Raw genomic sequence first — 15,238 nt, forward strand, 5'->3', positions numbered from 1 at the left:
CTTCAAACCACGTCAGCTTTGCCTTTCCGTAGGTATATGTAACTGNNGTTTGCTCTTTGATTTTCACTGAGTATAAATCAGCCATAAAGAAAACCTATCATAGATATAGATATCATATAATGGCGTAAATAGTCTTTTTCTGTTAAGATTATAAGGTATTCTATTTTGGAGGAAATGACATGAAAAAAATCGTTAAATACTCATCTCTTGCAGCCCTTGCTCTTGTTGCTGCAGGTGTGCTTGCGGCTTGCTCAGGTGGTGCTAAGAAAGAGGGAGAAGCAGCTAGCAAGAAAGAAATCATCGTTGCAACCAATGGCTCGCCAAAACCATTTATCTATGAAGAAAATGGCGAATTGACTGGTTACGAGATTGAAGTCGTTCGCGCTATCTTTAAAGACTCTGACAAGTATGATGTCAAATTTGAAAAGACAGAATGGTCAGGTGTATTTGCTGGTCTTGACGCTGACCGTTACAATATGGCTGTCAACAATCTTAGCTACACTAAAGAACGTGCGGAAAAATACCTTTATGCCGCACCAATTGCCCAAAACCCTAATGTCCTTGTAGTGAAGAAAGATGACTCTAGTATCAAGTCTCTCGCTGATATCGGTGGAAAATCGACGGAAGTCGTTCAAGCCACTACCTCAGCTAAGCAGTTAGAAGCATACAACGCTGAACACCCGGACAACCCAACTATCCTTAACTATACTAAGGCAGACTTCCAACAAATCATGGTACGTTTGAGCGATGGCCAATTTGACTATAAGATTTTTGATAAAATCGGTGTTGAAACAGTGATCAAGAACCAAGGTTTGGATAACTTGAAAGTCATTGAACTTCCAAGCGACCAACAACCGTACGTTTACCCGCTTCTTGCTCAAGGTCAAGATGAGTTGAAATCATTTGTAGACAAACGCATTAAAGAACTCTACAAAGACGGAACGCTTGAAAAATTGTCTAAACAATTCTTCGGAGACACTTATCTACCAGCAGAAGCTGATATTAAATAATTTCTTGAAATCATCCATTCTGAGTAAGATGGGTGATTTCTCAGTTTTTAGGGATATAGTTTTAAACTATATATCTGGCTATCTAATAACAATTTGTGAAATCAAACAAATTGTGAGATACTAGTACGGTATTATTTTTAAGGAGAAAGAATCATGAAAATTAAAAAATGGCTTGGCCTAGCAGCCCTTGCTACAGTCGCAGGTTTGGCTCTTGCAGCTTGCGGAAACTCAGAAAAGAAAGCAGACAATGCAACAACTATCAAAATCGCAACTGTTAACCGTAGCGGTTCTGAAGAAGCTCGTTGGGATAAAGTTCAAGAATTGGTTAAAAAAGACGGTATCACTTTGGAATTTACAGAGTTCACAGACTACTCACAACCAAACAAGGCAACTGCTGATGGCGAAGTAGACTTGAACGCTTTCCAACACTATAACTTCTTGAACAACTGGAACAAAGAAAACGGAAAAGACCTTGTAGCGATTGCTGATACTTACATCTCTCCAATCCGCCTTTACTCAGGTTTGAATGGAAGTGACAACAAGTACACTAAAGTAGAAGACATCCCAGCAAATGGAGAAATCGCTGTACCAAACGATGCTACAAACGAAAGCCGTGCGCTTTACTTGCTTCAATCAGCTGGCTTGATTAAATTGGATGTTTCTGGAACTGCTCTTGCAACAGTTGCCAACATCAAAGAAAATCCAAAGAACTTGAAAATCACTGAATTGGACGCTAGCCAAACAGCTCGTTCATTGTCATCAGTTGACGCTGCCGTTGTAAACAATACCTTCGTTACAGAAGCAAAATTGGACTACAAGAAAGCACTTTTCAAAGAACAAGCTGATGAAAACTCAAAACAATGGTACAACATCATCGTTGCGAAAAAAGATTGGGAAACATCACCTAAGGCTGATGCTATCAAGAAAGTAATCGCAGCTTACCACACAGATGACGTGAAAAAAGTTATCGAAGAAACATCAGACGGTTTGGATCAACCAGTTTGGTAATAAGAAACAGGGAGGTGGGAGAGAAAATTCCACCTCTTGCTTTTGTATAGAGCATGGATTGTCAGGAAGAGTAGTTCATAGAAAGGTAGAGAGAATATGGTTTTTCCTAGTGAACAAGAACAGATTGAAAAATTTGAAAAGGATCATGTAGCCCAGCATTATTTTGAGGTTTTGCGTACCTTGATTTCTAAGAAGTCGGTCTTTGCCCAACAGGTGGGTCTTAAAGAGGTTGCCAACTATCTGGGTGAGATTTTCAAGCGTGTTGGGGCTGAAGTGGAGATTGATGAGACTTATACGGCGCCTTTTGTCATGGCGCATTTCAAGAGTTCGCGTCCAGATGCCAAGACCCTGATTTTCTATAACCACTATGACACTGTGCCAGCGGACGGAGATCAGGTCTGGACAGAGGATCCCTTTACGCTTTCGGTCCGCAATGGCTTTATGTATGGGCGTGGGGTTGACGATGATAAGGGTCATATCACAGCTCGTTTGAGTGCTTTGAGAAAATACATGCAGCACCATGATGATCTGCCTGTCAATATCAGTTTTATCATGGAGGGTGCGGAGGAATCCGCTTCGACAGACCTAGATAAGTATTTAGAAAAACATGCGGATAAACTCCGTGGGGCGGATTTGTTGGTCTGGGAACAAGGAACCAAAAATGCCTTGGAACAGCTAGAAATTTCTGGTGGAAATAAGGGGATTGTGACCTTTGATGCCAAGGTAAAAAGTGCTGATGTGGATATCCATTCGAGTTATGGTGGGGTTGTGGAATCAGCTCCCTGGTACCTCCTTCAAGCCCTACAGTCTCTTCGCGCTGCAGATGGCCGTATCTTGGTTGAAGGCTTGTACGAAGAAGTGCAAGAGCCAAATGAACGAGAAATGGCCTTGCTAGAAACTTATGGTCAACGAAACCCAGAGGAAGTTAGTCGGATCTATGGCTTGGAGTTGCCTCTCTTACAGGAAGAGCGGATGGCCTTTCTAGAACGTTTCTTTTTCGAGCCAGCGCTTAATATCGAAGGAATCCAGTCTGGTTATCAAGGGCAAGGGGTTAAGACTATTTTGCCTGCAGAAGCCAGTGCCAAGCTAGAGGTTCGTCTGGTTCCGGGCTTAGAACCGCATGATGTTCTGGAAAAAATTCGGAAACAGCTAGACAAAAATGGCTTTGATAAGGTAGAATTATACTATACCTTGGGAGAGATGAGCTATCGAAGCGATATGAGCGCACCAGCCATTCTCAATGTGATCGAGTTGGCCAAGAAATTCTATCCACAGGGCGTTTCAGTCTTGCCGACGACAGCGGGGACAGGACCTATGCATACGGTCTTTGATGCCCTAGAGGTGCCAATGGTGGCCTTCGGTCTAGGAAATGCCAATAGTCGAGACCACGGTGGAGATGAAAATGTGCGAATCGCCGATTATTACACCCATATTGAATTAGTAGAGGAGCTGATTAGAAGCTATGAGTAGAGATATTATCAAGTTAGATCAGATTGATGTGACTTTTCACCAAAAGAAGAGAAGCATCACAGCGGTTAAGGATGTGACCATTCACATCCAAGAAGGGGATATCTACGGAATCGTTGGATATTCTGGAGCAGGGAAATCAACCCTTGTACGGGTGATTAACCTCTTGCAAAAACCATCTGCAGGGAAAATTACCATTGACGACGATGTGATTTTTGATGGTAAGGTCACCTTGACGGCAGAGCAGTTGCGTCGTAAACGTCAAGATATCGGGATGATTTTCCAGCATTTTAACCTGATGAGCCAAAAGACAGCAGAGGAGAATGTAGCCTTTGCCCTCAAACACTCTGGACTCAGCAAGGAAGAAAAGAAGGCTAAAGTAGCTAAGTTGTTGGACTTGGTTGGTTTGGCAGATCGTGCTGAAAACTACCCTTCACAACTATCTGGAGGGCAAAAACAGCGTGTGGCTATTGCGCGTGCCTTGGCAAATGATCCAAAAATCTTGATTTCAGACGAGTCAACTTCTGCCCTTGATCCGAAGACAACCAAGCAGATTTTGGCCTTGTTGCAAGATTTGAACCAAAAATTAGGCTTGACTGTTGTCTTGATTACGCATGAAATGCAGATTGTCAAAGACATTGCCAACCGTGTGGCGGTTATGCAGGATGGGCATTTGATTGAAGAGGGTAGTGTGCTTGAAATCTTCTCAGACCCTAAACAACCTTTGACTCAAGACTTTATCTCAACAGCTACAGGTATTGACGAAGCCATGGTCAAAATCGAGAAGCAAGAAATCGTGGAACACTTGTCTGAAAACAGTCTCTTGGTGCAACTCAAGTACGCTGGAGCTTCAACAGACGAGCCACTTTTGAATGAATTGTACAAGCATTACCAAGTAATGGCTAATATTCTCTATGGGAATATCGAAATTCTCGATGGTACTCCTGTTGGAGAATTGGTGGTGGTCTTGTCAGGTGAAAAAGCAGCCTTGGCAGGTGCCCAAGAAGCCATTCGTCAAGCAGGTGTACAACTAAAAGTATTGAAGGGAGTACAGTAAGATGGAATCATTGATTCAAACCTATTTACCAAATGTCTATAAGATGGGCTGGGCTGGTCAGGCAGGCTGGGGAACGGCTATCTACTTAACTCTTTATATGACAGTTCTTTCCTTCATTATCGGAGGCTTCTTGGGGCTAGTGGCAGGTCTCTTTCTCGTCTTGACAGCGCCAGGTGGTGTCTTGGAGAATAAAGTCGTCTTCTGGATTTTAGATAAGATTACTTCCATTTTCCGTGCGGTACCATTTATCATTCTCTTGGCAGTCTTGTCACCCTTCTCTCATCTAATCGTAGGAACAAGCATTGGTCCAAATGCAGCTATCGTACCCCTATCTTTTGCAGTCTTTGCCTTCTTTGCCCGTCAAGTGCAGGTTGTCTTGGCTGAGCTAGATGGTGGTGTCATTGAGGCGGCTCAAGCTAGCGGAGCGACTTTCTGGGACATCGTGGGTGTTTACCTATCAGAAGGTCTTCCAGACTTGATCCGCGTGACAACTGTGACCTTGATTTCTCTTGTTGGGGAAACAGCTATGGCTGGTGCGGTTGGAGCCGGCGGTATTGGTAACGTAGCCATCGCTTATGGATTTAACCGTTACAATCACGATGTGACTATCTTGGCAACCATCATTATCATTTTGATTATCTTTGCAATCCAATTCTTGGGAGATTTCTTGACTAAGAAATTGAGCCATAAATAAAGAGAATTAGGCAATCTGTACATCATTCATAGGAGTTATCGTTATAGTCAAGACTTAAAATTCTCTGTACTGGTTGCTATCAACCGTTACTTTTATGAGTAAAAGAGTTAAGAATTGTGGGGAGTCAATATGCAAAATCTGGGAGAAGTTTTTAAAGAATTGAGAAAGAGTCGGAATGTATCTCTACAGGAGGCGACGGGAGGAGAGTTTACTTATTCCATGTTGAGCAAATTTGAGCGTGGAGAAGCAGACCTATCATCTATGAAATTGATTACTGCCTTAGATAACATCCACTCTGATTTGAATGAATTTATGTACTTGGTACGTGGTTTTTCTCAGAAAAAGGTTCTGGCTTTTCAAGAAAATCTTTGGGATCTATATGACAGAGAAGGGATTGATTCTCTCCATTCCTTGTATGAAGAGATGACTCAAAAGTATAGGTCAAGTGGTGAAACAAGCTATCTTTTACAAATGATTCGTATCAAAAGCCTTCTTGTGTTTTTTGATTCAAAAATAAGGGCAACGGATGAAGAACTGACTTTTCTCTATGACTATTTTTTTACTATTGACATCTGGGGAAATTATGAATTGGAACTATTTTCAACGATTTCTACTTTGTTTCCTCTGCCCCTCTATTTTAAATATTCTAGGGAGATGTTACAAAAGACGGATTTATTAGGCTCTTTACCTAGTAACAAAGTTGGTATTGACACCATTTTAATTAATGGACTCTTTAAAGCGATAGAGGAAAAGGATAAATTAAAAGCAGATTATTTTATCTTTCAGATTGAAAAACGAGAATTGCCAGAATCTCAAGCTTATCTTAAAATCATTTATATGATTGCTAAAGGGTATTATGATACTATTTTTAATGTAAAAAATAAGGGTCTTGAGAAAATCCAGAGAGGCATTACAATCTTACAAGATTTAGAGTATGTAGATGGTGCAAGATACTATGAAAACTATTTTGCAAATCAGCTTTCAAATAAAGATTTGTAATATATTCTCGTTACATCGACTGATGAAAAATAAATGGATTTGTAGATGGAGTGATAAATAGCAGTATCTAGGAGCTAGAGTTCCTATTTTCAGAAAAAATATATTACAAAAAAGTGGGGAGTCCCGCTTTTTTTGTTATACTGGCTTCAATAGAATACTCTTTGAAATATGGAGAAAGGCCTGTTATGAAACTATTCTTAAGACATCATTTATTTAGAATACTGACCTTATCGAGGTTTTTGAGCTCAAGTGGAGCTTATATTTATAATCTGGTATTTATCGTTTATGCTGCGAGTCTACCCTTTAAAAATATAGCTGTATTTATGGCGAATATGATTACGATTTTACCTTTCCTATTTACTTTTTATGTTGGGATTAAGGCGGATCATACTCGGAATAAAGCAGGGACAATTATCTGGGTTGGTTGTGTGCAAAGTCTCCTATTTCTTTTGATTGCTAGTGTGATTCATGATCAGAACTTCGTAACGTTTGCTGTTATCTGTATGGTTAATATCTGTTCGGATATTTTATCAGATTATACAGCAGGCCTTCGTATGCCGATTATCCAGCATAATATTTCGGAAGATAAGCTCTATGAAGCTTATTCCTTTACTCAGTTTGTCTCCTATTTATCAAATCTAGGAGGTCAAGCCTTAGGAGTGTGGTTACTCACAACCAGCAATCAAAATTTTTCTTTTGTTGCAATTGTGAATGCTGGCTTCTTTTTACTATCTTCTCTTATTTTGTTCAAAAATAGAAGAGAATTGACGTATTTGTCTGTAACGGTAGAGAATGAGTCGATTAGTTTACTTCAACAAGTTAAGGCAATCTATGCGGACATGGATGATATCTTTAGGCAAAGAGAAAGTAAATCTTTGTTTAAAATGATCCTTGTCATTTTGGTAATGAATACTTTGGGAGGAGCTGTTGGAGGTATTTATCACTTTTACTTATTAGACCATACTATCTATCATCTCAGCTATGCTCAAGCCCTATTTTTAATTGAATGTGTTAGCTTGGGAGGAGCTATTCTTGGTAGCCTAACCCCCAATGATTATTTTGGGAAATTGTCGTTTTCAAGTTTGCTATCGCTCAATGCAAGTCTGTTTGTCTTGCTTGCTACTGCTAATATTTTAGATTTTTCTCCTCTAGTAGGTGTTGCCTGCTTAACCTTTGTCATGTATTTGATGTCGAAATCAATGCCTAAATTAGATACTCTGTTATTGTCTAATTTGAGCGCGGATGTATTAGCTCGAAGTAATAATCTCTTGAGTATGATTGTTTCCCTAACATTACCTTTGGGGATGTCTGTATTTTCCTTCTTAGCTTTGCAAGATATCAGGCTTTGTTGGTGGGTATTTTTGGTAGTGAGTGTGATAGGGTTGATTTTACCACTAGAAAAAAGAAGTTTTTCAGGTAAAAAAGTTTAACCTAGGCAAATCAGGCTTACTAGAAGGTCTTCCAGATTTGATCCGTGTGACGACTGTGACCTTGATTTCCCTTGTTGGGGAAACAGCTATGGCCGGTGCGGTTGGAGCTGGCGGTATTGGTAACGTAGTCATCGCTTATGGATTTAACCGCTACAATCACGATAAAACTATCTTGGCAACCATCATTATCATTTTGATTATCTTTAAATTCATACTCAATGAAAATCAAAGAGCAAAGTAGGAAACTAGCCGCAGGTTGCTCAAAACACTGTTTTGAGGTTGGAGATAAGACTGACGAAGTCAGTTACATATACCTACGGCAAGGCGACGTTGACGTGGTTTGAAGAGATTTTCGAAGAGTATCAATTCTTGGGAGACTTCTTGACCAAGTCTTGAGCCATAAATAAAAAAGAGCCGCCTGGCTCTTTTTAACTAATCAGATTTTCTGTGCAAATTTTTTACTCAAGGCTTGTCCAATCAAGGCACCCACTAGGGCTCCGATGACAATACTTGCGATAAATAGAAGGACAGTTCCAGGGTTTGGCGCAACCATGATACGGTCGATATATTCTTGCGATTTTCCTCTTGCTAGAAGGGTTGCCATATAGGCTTGGGGTGCAATCCACATGAGTAAGATTGGTCCTGCTGTGCTAAAGGCAAAGAGTATGAAAGAAAGGAAATTCTTAGTTTGGTTCTTGTATTTTCCGAGGTTAGCTACTCCATCTGCTAGCAGCCCACAGATAATTCCAGGAAGGAAGGCACCGGCACCGTGTTTAGTTCCCAAGAAAAAGAGAGCAATAACAAGACCGATAGTGGTAACGGCTCCAAAGCGCGGAACTTTTGCGACTAGAATCATATAGACGCTACCGCCGACAAGGGCAGTAAAAGCAGGCGCATAAAACATGTTTCCAGTTTGGTCAAGGAGATTGCCCAAAAGAACACCAATCCCCATGCAGAGGAAGTAAAGAACTGCAAAAAGCAGTGTAGTTAAGATAGATTTTTCCATGAATTGTCTCCTGATCATTTTTTCACAATTCTCATTTTACCATGGTTTGATGGGATTGTAAATGGATACTAGAAGTTTTTGAAAACGCTTGAAATATGATATAATAGTTTCATAGTTATTTTTAGGAGGATATCATGGGGAGATTTTTAGACTTTGTCTTTAATCGTTTCTTTTTAGGGATGATTGCGACAGCCTTCTTTTGGCTATTAACCTTGGTGGGAGGGATTATCCTTGGTCTAGCGCCTGCTAGTGCCACCTTGATGAGCCTATATGCAGAACATGGTTATAGCTTTCGGGAATACAGTTTGAAGGAGGCCTGGTCTCTTTATAAGCAAAATTTTGTCTCAAGCAACCTGATTTTCTATAGCTTTCTAGGAGTGGATCTAGTTTTGGTTTATGGCCTGTATCTCTTGGTACAATTGCCTCATCAGACCATTGTTCATTTGATTGCGACCTTTTTAAATGTTCTAGTAGTTGCCCTGATCTTTTTGGCTTATACAGTATCTTTGAAATTACAAGTTTATTTTGATTTGTCCTATCGAAATAGCCTCAAACTATCCTTGATTGGCATCTTTATGAGCCTAGCAGCTGTGGTCAAGGTTCTCCTTGGGACCGTGCTACTTGTAGCAATTGGTTACTATATGCCTGCTCTGCTTTTCTTTGTAGGAATTGGGATGTGGCATTTCTTTATCAGTGATATGTTGGAACCGGTCTATGAAAGTATCCATGAAAAATTGGCGACAAAGTAGGATGAAGCAGTTTTGGCTACATACGCTTCTGCGAACCTACAGTTCAGTGATGATCATTATTATTGCGAGTTTTGCAATCTTACTCTCTTACGCTGACTGGGATTCACGGGAAAAGGAAGCCCAGAGAGTAGCCCAGCGTGTAACTGCTAGAACAGTGAGTGAAATTGAATATTACCATAGAGAATCAACCCAGATAGCTCAGGCTTTAGTTGAAAATCAAGCTCGTATTGAGGGAATCTATAAATACTTTAGCCTTAGCATGCCAGACTATTTTTACTGGCAATTAGAGCGGAAAGCTTCGCCTTATGTATCAGTTTCTCTGCATGAAAATGTTGATGACCTCTATGTTCGAAATGATTTTGTAACTGGAGTGGCCATTGCTTTTCAAGATTACAAGGAAGTCTATGTTTCTACTAAAGACAAACGTAGTGGAGAAAAAATCAGGGCTGAGGATTTCAAACCAGCAGGAAATAGTTTTGCCATTCCGGTGTCAGATCCAGTGTCAGATCAAGACTTAGGAGTGATTTACATCTCCTTGGATCCTGCTGTTTTATACCATGCCATTGATAATACTAGAGGTCATACTCCGATGGCAGTAACAGTGACCTCACCTTTTGATACGGAGATTTTTCATATTGGTGAAACAGTTGATAAGGAGAGTGAAAATTGGCTAGTTGGCTTAACCTCTCATGGATATCAGGTTCAGGTGGCAGTTCCCAAAAACTTTGTTTTACAAGGAACAGTGACTAGCTCTGCTTTGATTGTGGGCTTGAGCCTTCTCTTTATTATCATTCTTTATCTGACTTTGAGGCAGACTTTTGCTAATTACCAAAAGCAGGTAGTGGATTTAGTGGAATCCATTCAAGTCATTGCTCAAGGCGAAGAGGGGCGTCGGATTGACATTTCCGAAAAAGATCAGGAATTACTCCTAATCGCGGAGACGACCAATGATATGTTGGATCGATTGGAAAAGAACATCCATGATATTTACCAGTTAGAACTTAGTCAAAAAGATGCCAATATGCGAGCCTTGCAGGCGCAAATCAATCCTCATTTTATGTATAATACGCTGGAGTTCTTGCGCATGTATGCAGTTATGCAGAGTCAAGATGAGTTGGCAGATATCATTTATGAATTCAGTAGTCTCTTGCGGAACAATATTTCTGACGAAAGAGAAACTCTTCTCAAACAGGAATTAGAATTTTGCCGTAAATACAGCTATCTCTGCATGGTTCGCTATCCCAAGTCCATTGCCTATGGTTTCAAGATAGATCCAGAGTTAGAGAATATGAAGATTCCCAAGTTTACCTTGCAACCGCTGGTAGAAAATTATTTTGCGCATGGTGTTGACCACAGGCGGACAGATAATGTGATTAGCATCAAAGCGCTTAAACAGGATGGTTTTGTGGAAATTTTAGTGGTCGATAATGGCCGTGGAATGTCGGCTGAAAAGCTGGCAAATATCCGAGAAAAATTAAATCAGAGACATTTTGAACATCAAGCCAGCTATAGTGCGAAAAGGCAGTCTATCGGGATTGCAAATGTACATGAGCGTTTTGTGCTCTATTTTGGAGACCGCTATGCCATTACTATAGAGTCTGCAGAGCAAGCAGGTGTTCAGTATCGTATTACAATTCAAGATGAGTAGAAAGGGAGAAAATGTATAAAGTATTATTAGTAGATGATGAGTACATGGTGACAGAAGGTCTGAAACGTTTGATCCCCTTTGATAAGTGGGATATGGAGGTTGTCGCAACAGCCAGTCATGCCGATGAAGCCCTAGAATATGTTCAGAACAATCCCGTCGATGTCATCATTTCAGATGTCAATATGCCCGACAAAACAGGGCTTGATATGATTCGGGAGATGAAAGAAATCTTACCAGATACTGCCTATATCCTGCTCTCAGGTTATCAGGAGTTTGATTATGTAAAAAGAGCTATGAATCTTAGTGTGGTGGACTATCTGGTCAAGCCTGTTGATAAGGTAGAGTTAGGAAATCTGCTGGAGAAGATTGCAGGTCAGCTCGGCGAGAGAGGAAAGAAAAGTCAGACTCTTAGTCAAGAATTAGACGAGGCTGGATTTGTTAGTTATTTAGGGGATAAGGAGAATTGGTGGATAGGTCTATCCAAGGAAAAACAAGGTTCCTTCACCATTCCCTACTATGTCTTGGGTCAAGACTGGCAGATTTTTATTTCTGATCAACCCCTAGATGGTTTAGTCGTTACTCCCTTTGAAGCTCCCTATCAAGAACACTTTGAACGCTGGAAGCTGAATGCTGAGAAAGCCCTCTTTTACGGTTCTGTAAATTTAAAACAGTCTGAGAGTCTCTTTGCCTATTACGAACCGATTTATAGGGTTATCATTCAGGGGAACCTCAATCAAATCGTGGAAGAGTTAAACCTCTTGGAGAAGGTGGTTCTTGAAAATACACCCCGTGTTCCGATTACCAAACAGCTTTTTATCCAGTTTGTCATGGATGTCTTTCACTTGTTTGAACATCTCAAAGCTGATGATATGACGGACATTGTCAAAACGATTCATGCTATTCAATCCTTCGATGAATTGGTTTCTTATATCAAGGAAACTCTGACCAGCTTTTTCGGTCAATACCGTATGAATGAAAATGTGGTCAGTGTGTTGGAAGTCATTGGTCGTGATTACCAAAAAGAGCTTTCCCTCAAGGATATCAGTAAGGCCCTCTTTATCAATCCTGTCTATCTAGGGCAGTTGATTAAGCGAGAAACCGATTCGACCTTCGCAGAATTACTAAACAAACAACGCATTAAGGCTGCCCAGCAGCTCTTGCTTTCAACCAGTGATAGTATCGAAGATATTTGTTATGCTGTTGGTTACAGTAACCTTGGATATTTCTATAAAGTTTTCCGAAAATTGTGCGGAAAATCGCCAAAAGCCTACCGAAAACAGGTAGAAACGATACTGTAAGATTTGTATTCCTTTACAAAAAGTGCTATAATATGAATAATATTATCAGGAGGTTCTATTATGAAAAAGAAACCAATTTATCTATGGGTCTTGCTAATCTTGTCTGCCCTTATTTCAGCTATGTCTCTGTTTGGAATGTTGAGTCCCTTACCTAGCAAAGAAGCCCTTCGTGCCGCTCAGAAACAAGTTGCAGGGGTCAGTGCTCAGCAATTAGAAGACAACATCAATTACAGCTATAGAGTAGCAGAATCAACTCATTCTATTTTTAATATGGCCTTGATTGTGCTATCTGCTATTTTAGTGGTTGTAGCGATTGTCTTCCTTATTCGTAAGAATTTGCAGTATGCAAATTATACTTATGTCGGCTATGTTTTGCTAGCCATTATTGGTTCGATTTATGGCTATGTTAGTTTACAGGACGCTGTGCAGTTAGTTCACGATGAGACCATGCGTTTAGGGATCAGTGTTATTTCACAAGCCGTTAGCATTCTCTCTATCGTCATCAATATTCTCTTCCTAGCCCTTGTCTTCTACAAGATATGGCGTCAGCAGAAAGCCTTGGCAGAAGAAGAGGAAGCAGAAAATCTTGCTTAAGTATTGACAAAAAAGAGCTATCAAGTTACAATCTTGGTAGTTCTTTTTCGATTAAAAATAAAATCATGGAGGTACATATGAAGACAATTTCTTTAGTTTATATTAGTTTGAGTGGCAACACTGAAAGTTTTGTGACGCGCTTGAAAGACTATCTCTTGTCCCAGTACAAAGGGATTGAGGTTCAAAAGATTCATATCAAGGATTTGGTCAAGGAAGGCAAAAATTTCTATGAAATGGACCATCCCTATGTCGCTTTTTTGCCGACCTATCTCGAAGGTGGGAATGGCGTGGATAACGGAGATGTTGAGATTTTGACGACACCGGTGGGAGATTTTATTGCCTATGGTAACAATGCTAGTAAGTGTTTTGGTGTGGTTGGGTCAGGAAATCGTAACTTTAATAACCAATACTGCCTAACAGCCAAGCAATACAGTCAACGCTTTGGCTTCCCTGTATTGGCTGACTTTGAAATGCGAGGCATGCTGGAAGATATCAAACGTGTCGCAGCTATTATCGCAGATTTGTATGAGTTGGAAAAGGAGAATTAATACTCAATGAAAATCAAAGAGCAAACTAGGAAGCTAGTCGCAGGTTGCTCAAAGCACAGCTTTGAGGTTGCAGATAGAGCTGACGTGGTTTGAAGAGATTCTCGAATAGTATAAAGTTCTTATAAGAGGTGGTTGAAGTTGTTCAACTGTTTTTTGAGTATAAACAGTCTTTAAGAACGTAAAAAAGCATAAGTTCAGGTCTTCAAAACCTTGTTCTTATGCTTTTTATCATAGAAATATTTGCTGAATGTTCTCTTGAAATGAAACCTTATCTTCATCTCGCGCTTGTCCCTTACCCTGCTTTTCCGATTGCGAGTGCGTAGATAAAGAAGATGGCGAAGCCAAAGAGGAAAATCAATCCCGCAATGGCAAGGTGTTTGAGGCAAGAAGGAAGATTTTTGTTTTCACGCGTTACCAAGGCGTAATTCAAAAGAGCAAAGAAAGGTGTTGTCAGGAAAGAGCCAATCATGGCAAAGCGGAGCATGGTTGAAACCTGACCAGCGAAGAACTTGATAATGACGATACCGATGATAGCAGTGATGGTCATCCAGATGTTCAAAGATTTACGATTGTCCTCTTTTTGACTGATTAGCAGTCGGAGAGATTCCTGATTAACGCGAGAATAGCCATCGATAACAGTTATAACTGTTCCAAAGATACACAGGAAAGCAATAAAGGTAATCAAGTAACGGGACCATTCGCCAAGAACAGAGGCATACATGCCCACGAATTGAGAGATGTATTTGGCTGAAGCAGCTTCAACCGCCTGCCCTGTAGGATACTGAATCAGTGCTCCCAGTGCCACAAAGAAGACGGCTAGGATAGCTGTTCCAATATAACCAGTGTTAAAGTCAAACAGAGCGTCTTCTTTGTTAAAGTTGACGGTCTTTCTCTTTTCAGCTGACCAAAGTGAATTGATAGATGAAATTTCAATAGGAGCAGGCATCCATCCTAGGAGGGAGACGATGAAGGGCAGAGCTGCCATTTGCCAAGGTGTCTTCTCGACAAAATCAGAACTGTATTCTGGATGCTTGACCGCTGCTATGATAACTGCAAGAACAGTTGCAATGGTCAAAGCTGACATGATCCATTTGACCATGCCGTCTAAAAGTTTGTAGCCTCCAAAGAGTAACATAGCCCAAATGATGGCAACGAGAATGAGGGACCACTGAGTGATGCTAAGACCAATCATTGGGAAGGCACTGGCGATGATAGCTGAGCACAGAATGGCAACACCAGCCGTGTTGACCATAGCCGAAAAGACATTGAGAATAAAGAAAATCCAGAGATAGAGTTTTCCTTTTTCGGCATAACCTTCAACCAAAGTCTTTCCAGTATCAGCTGTGTATTCAGCACCAAAACGGAAAAATGGATATTTAAAGACATTGGCTAAGATGACCAAGAGAAGTAGAGACCAACCGTAAGAACCGCCAGCTTGAGTGGAAGATACAATGTGGGAACCTCCAACAGCGGCAGTTGCCATTAGGATTCCAGGTCCCATTGCTTTTAGTTTACTTGTCCAGGTTGATTGATTTAAGGAAATAGCTTGCGACATGATAAATACTCCTTTTTGAATTTTCAGAATAATCTGGATATGTAATCTATATTCTACAAAAAACTTTGGGAAAATGCAAGAATATTTTGAAAAAAGATAGAAAATTACAGAAAATTTACAAAGAAGATCTGAAAATAACTACTATGATAGCAATACTCTTCGAAAATCTCTTCAA

General features: G+C 40.4%; 14 protein-coding genes and 1 pseudogene. 13 read left to right on the forward strand and 2 right to left on the reverse strand.

Translation table 11 applies throughout. The features are described 5' to 3' along the window. The first annotated feature begins 179 nt into the window (after window positions 1–179). The 8 genes and pseudogenes from HT715_RS02500 to HT715_RS02535 all read left to right on the forward strand — a co-directional run. Window positions 180–1,010 (forward strand): amino acid ABC transporter substrate-binding protein, encoded by an 831-nt coding sequence (locus tag HT715_RS02500; RefSeq protein ID WP_000724930.1) that lies wholly within the window; start codon window positions 180–182, stop codon window positions 1,008–1,010. A 153-nt stretch (window positions 1,011–1,163) separates the two neighbouring features. Beyond that, window positions 1,164–2,018: a MetQ/NlpA family ABC transporter substrate-binding protein gene (locus HT715_RS02505; RefSeq protein WP_050207619.1), complete on the forward strand. Its 855-nt coding sequence runs from the start codon at window positions 1,164–1,166 to the stop codon at window positions 2,016–2,018. A 96-nt stretch (window positions 2,019–2,114) separates the two neighbouring features. Further along, on the forward strand, window positions 2,115–3,488 hold the full coding sequence (locus HT715_RS02510; RefSeq protein WP_023941024.1) for a M20/M25/M40 family metallo-hydrolase: 1,374 nt from the start codon (window positions 2,115–2,117) through the stop codon (window positions 3,486–3,488). After that, the gene (locus HT715_RS02515; protein WP_054388114.1) at window positions 3,481–4,542 is read left to right on the forward strand and encodes a methionine ABC transporter ATP-binding protein; all 1,062 of its coding nucleotides are present in this window, start codon (window positions 3,481–3,483) and stop codon (window positions 4,540–4,542) included. Before HT715_RS02510 ends, HT715_RS02515 begins: the two co-directional genes overlap by 8 nt. Window position 4,543: 1 nt before the next feature. Then, window positions 4,544–5,236 carry a methionine ABC transporter permease gene (locus HT715_RS02520; protein ID WP_000444647.1) on the forward strand — a complete coding sequence of 231 codons (693 nt, stop codon included), beginning with the start codon at window positions 4,544–4,546 and terminating at the stop codon, window positions 5,234–5,236. Between the two features lie 129 nt (window positions 5,237–5,365). Then, window positions 5,366–6,235: an Rgg/GadR/MutR family transcriptional regulator gene (locus HT715_RS02525; protein WP_054388120.1), complete on the forward strand. Its 870-nt coding sequence runs from the start codon at window positions 5,366–5,368 to the stop codon at window positions 6,233–6,235. Window positions 6,236–6,420: 185 nt separating this feature from the next. Further along, window positions 6,421–7,665, forward strand: a complete 1,245-nt coding sequence (locus tag HT715_RS02530) for a hypothetical protein (RefSeq protein WP_054388112.1) — start codon at window positions 6,421–6,423, stop codon at window positions 7,663–7,665. A 22-nt stretch (window positions 7,666–7,687) separates the two neighbouring features. Next, a pseudogene (locus tag HT715_RS02535) lies at window positions 7,688–7,906 on the forward strand (hypothetical protein); the annotation flags it as partial. A gap of 195 nt (window positions 7,907–8,101) precedes the next feature. On the opposite strand, the gene HT715_RS02540 reads toward HT715_RS02535, so the two are convergent. Then, entirely contained in the window at window positions 8,102–8,671 is a 570-nt protein-coding gene (locus tag HT715_RS02540; protein ID WP_000415698.1) for an MptD family putative ECF transporter S component, read from the reverse strand. Between the two features lie 134 nt (window positions 8,672–8,805). Between HT715_RS02540 and HT715_RS02545 the strand changes: the two genes are divergently transcribed. The 5 genes from HT715_RS02545 to nrdI all read left to right on the forward strand — a co-directional run bounded on the left by HT715_RS02545 (window position 8,806) and on the right by nrdI (window position 13,508). Then, window positions 8,806–9,420, forward strand: coding sequence for a DUF624 domain-containing protein (locus HT715_RS02545; RefSeq protein WP_023935553.1), 615 nt, complete (start codon window positions 8,806–8,808; stop codon window positions 9,418–9,420). Further along, window positions 9,398–11,068, forward strand: a complete 1,671-nt coding sequence (locus tag HT715_RS02550) for a sensor histidine kinase (RefSeq protein WP_081005425.1) — start codon at window positions 9,398–9,400, stop codon at window positions 11,066–11,068. Before HT715_RS02545 ends, HT715_RS02550 begins: the two co-directional genes overlap by 23 nt. Window positions 11,069–11,079: 11 nt before the next feature. Then, window positions 11,080–12,366, forward strand: coding sequence for a response regulator transcription factor (locus HT715_RS02555; protein WP_054388111.1), 1,287 nt, complete (start codon window positions 11,080–11,082; stop codon window positions 12,364–12,366). A gap of 60 nt (window positions 12,367–12,426) precedes the next feature. After that, window positions 12,427–12,960, forward strand: coding sequence for a hypothetical protein (locus tag HT715_RS02560; protein ID WP_054388109.1), 534 nt, complete (start codon window positions 12,427–12,429; stop codon window positions 12,958–12,960). A 77-nt stretch (window positions 12,961–13,037) separates the two neighbouring features. Beyond that, complete coding sequence (gene nrdI / locus HT715_RS02565; protein ID WP_023935560.1) at window positions 13,038–13,508, forward strand: class Ib ribonucleoside-diphosphate reductase assembly flavoprotein NrdI; 471 nt, start codon at window positions 13,038–13,040, stop codon at window positions 13,506–13,508. A gap of 292 nt (window positions 13,509–13,800) precedes the next feature. Here the strand turns inward: nrdI and HT715_RS02570 are convergent, their stop codons facing one another. Then, window positions 13,801–15,063 carry an NRAMP family divalent metal transporter gene (locus tag HT715_RS02570; RefSeq protein WP_054388107.1) on the reverse strand — a complete coding sequence of 421 codons (1,263 nt, stop codon included), beginning with the start codon at window positions 15,061–15,063 and terminating at the stop codon, window positions 13,801–13,803. Between the last annotated feature and the right edge of the window lie 175 nt (window positions 15,064–15,238).

Source organism: Streptococcus sp. 4155, from assembly GCF_013276695.1.
GTDB lineage: Bacteria > Bacillota > Bacilli > Lactobacillales > Streptococcaceae > Streptococcus > Streptococcus pseudopneumoniae.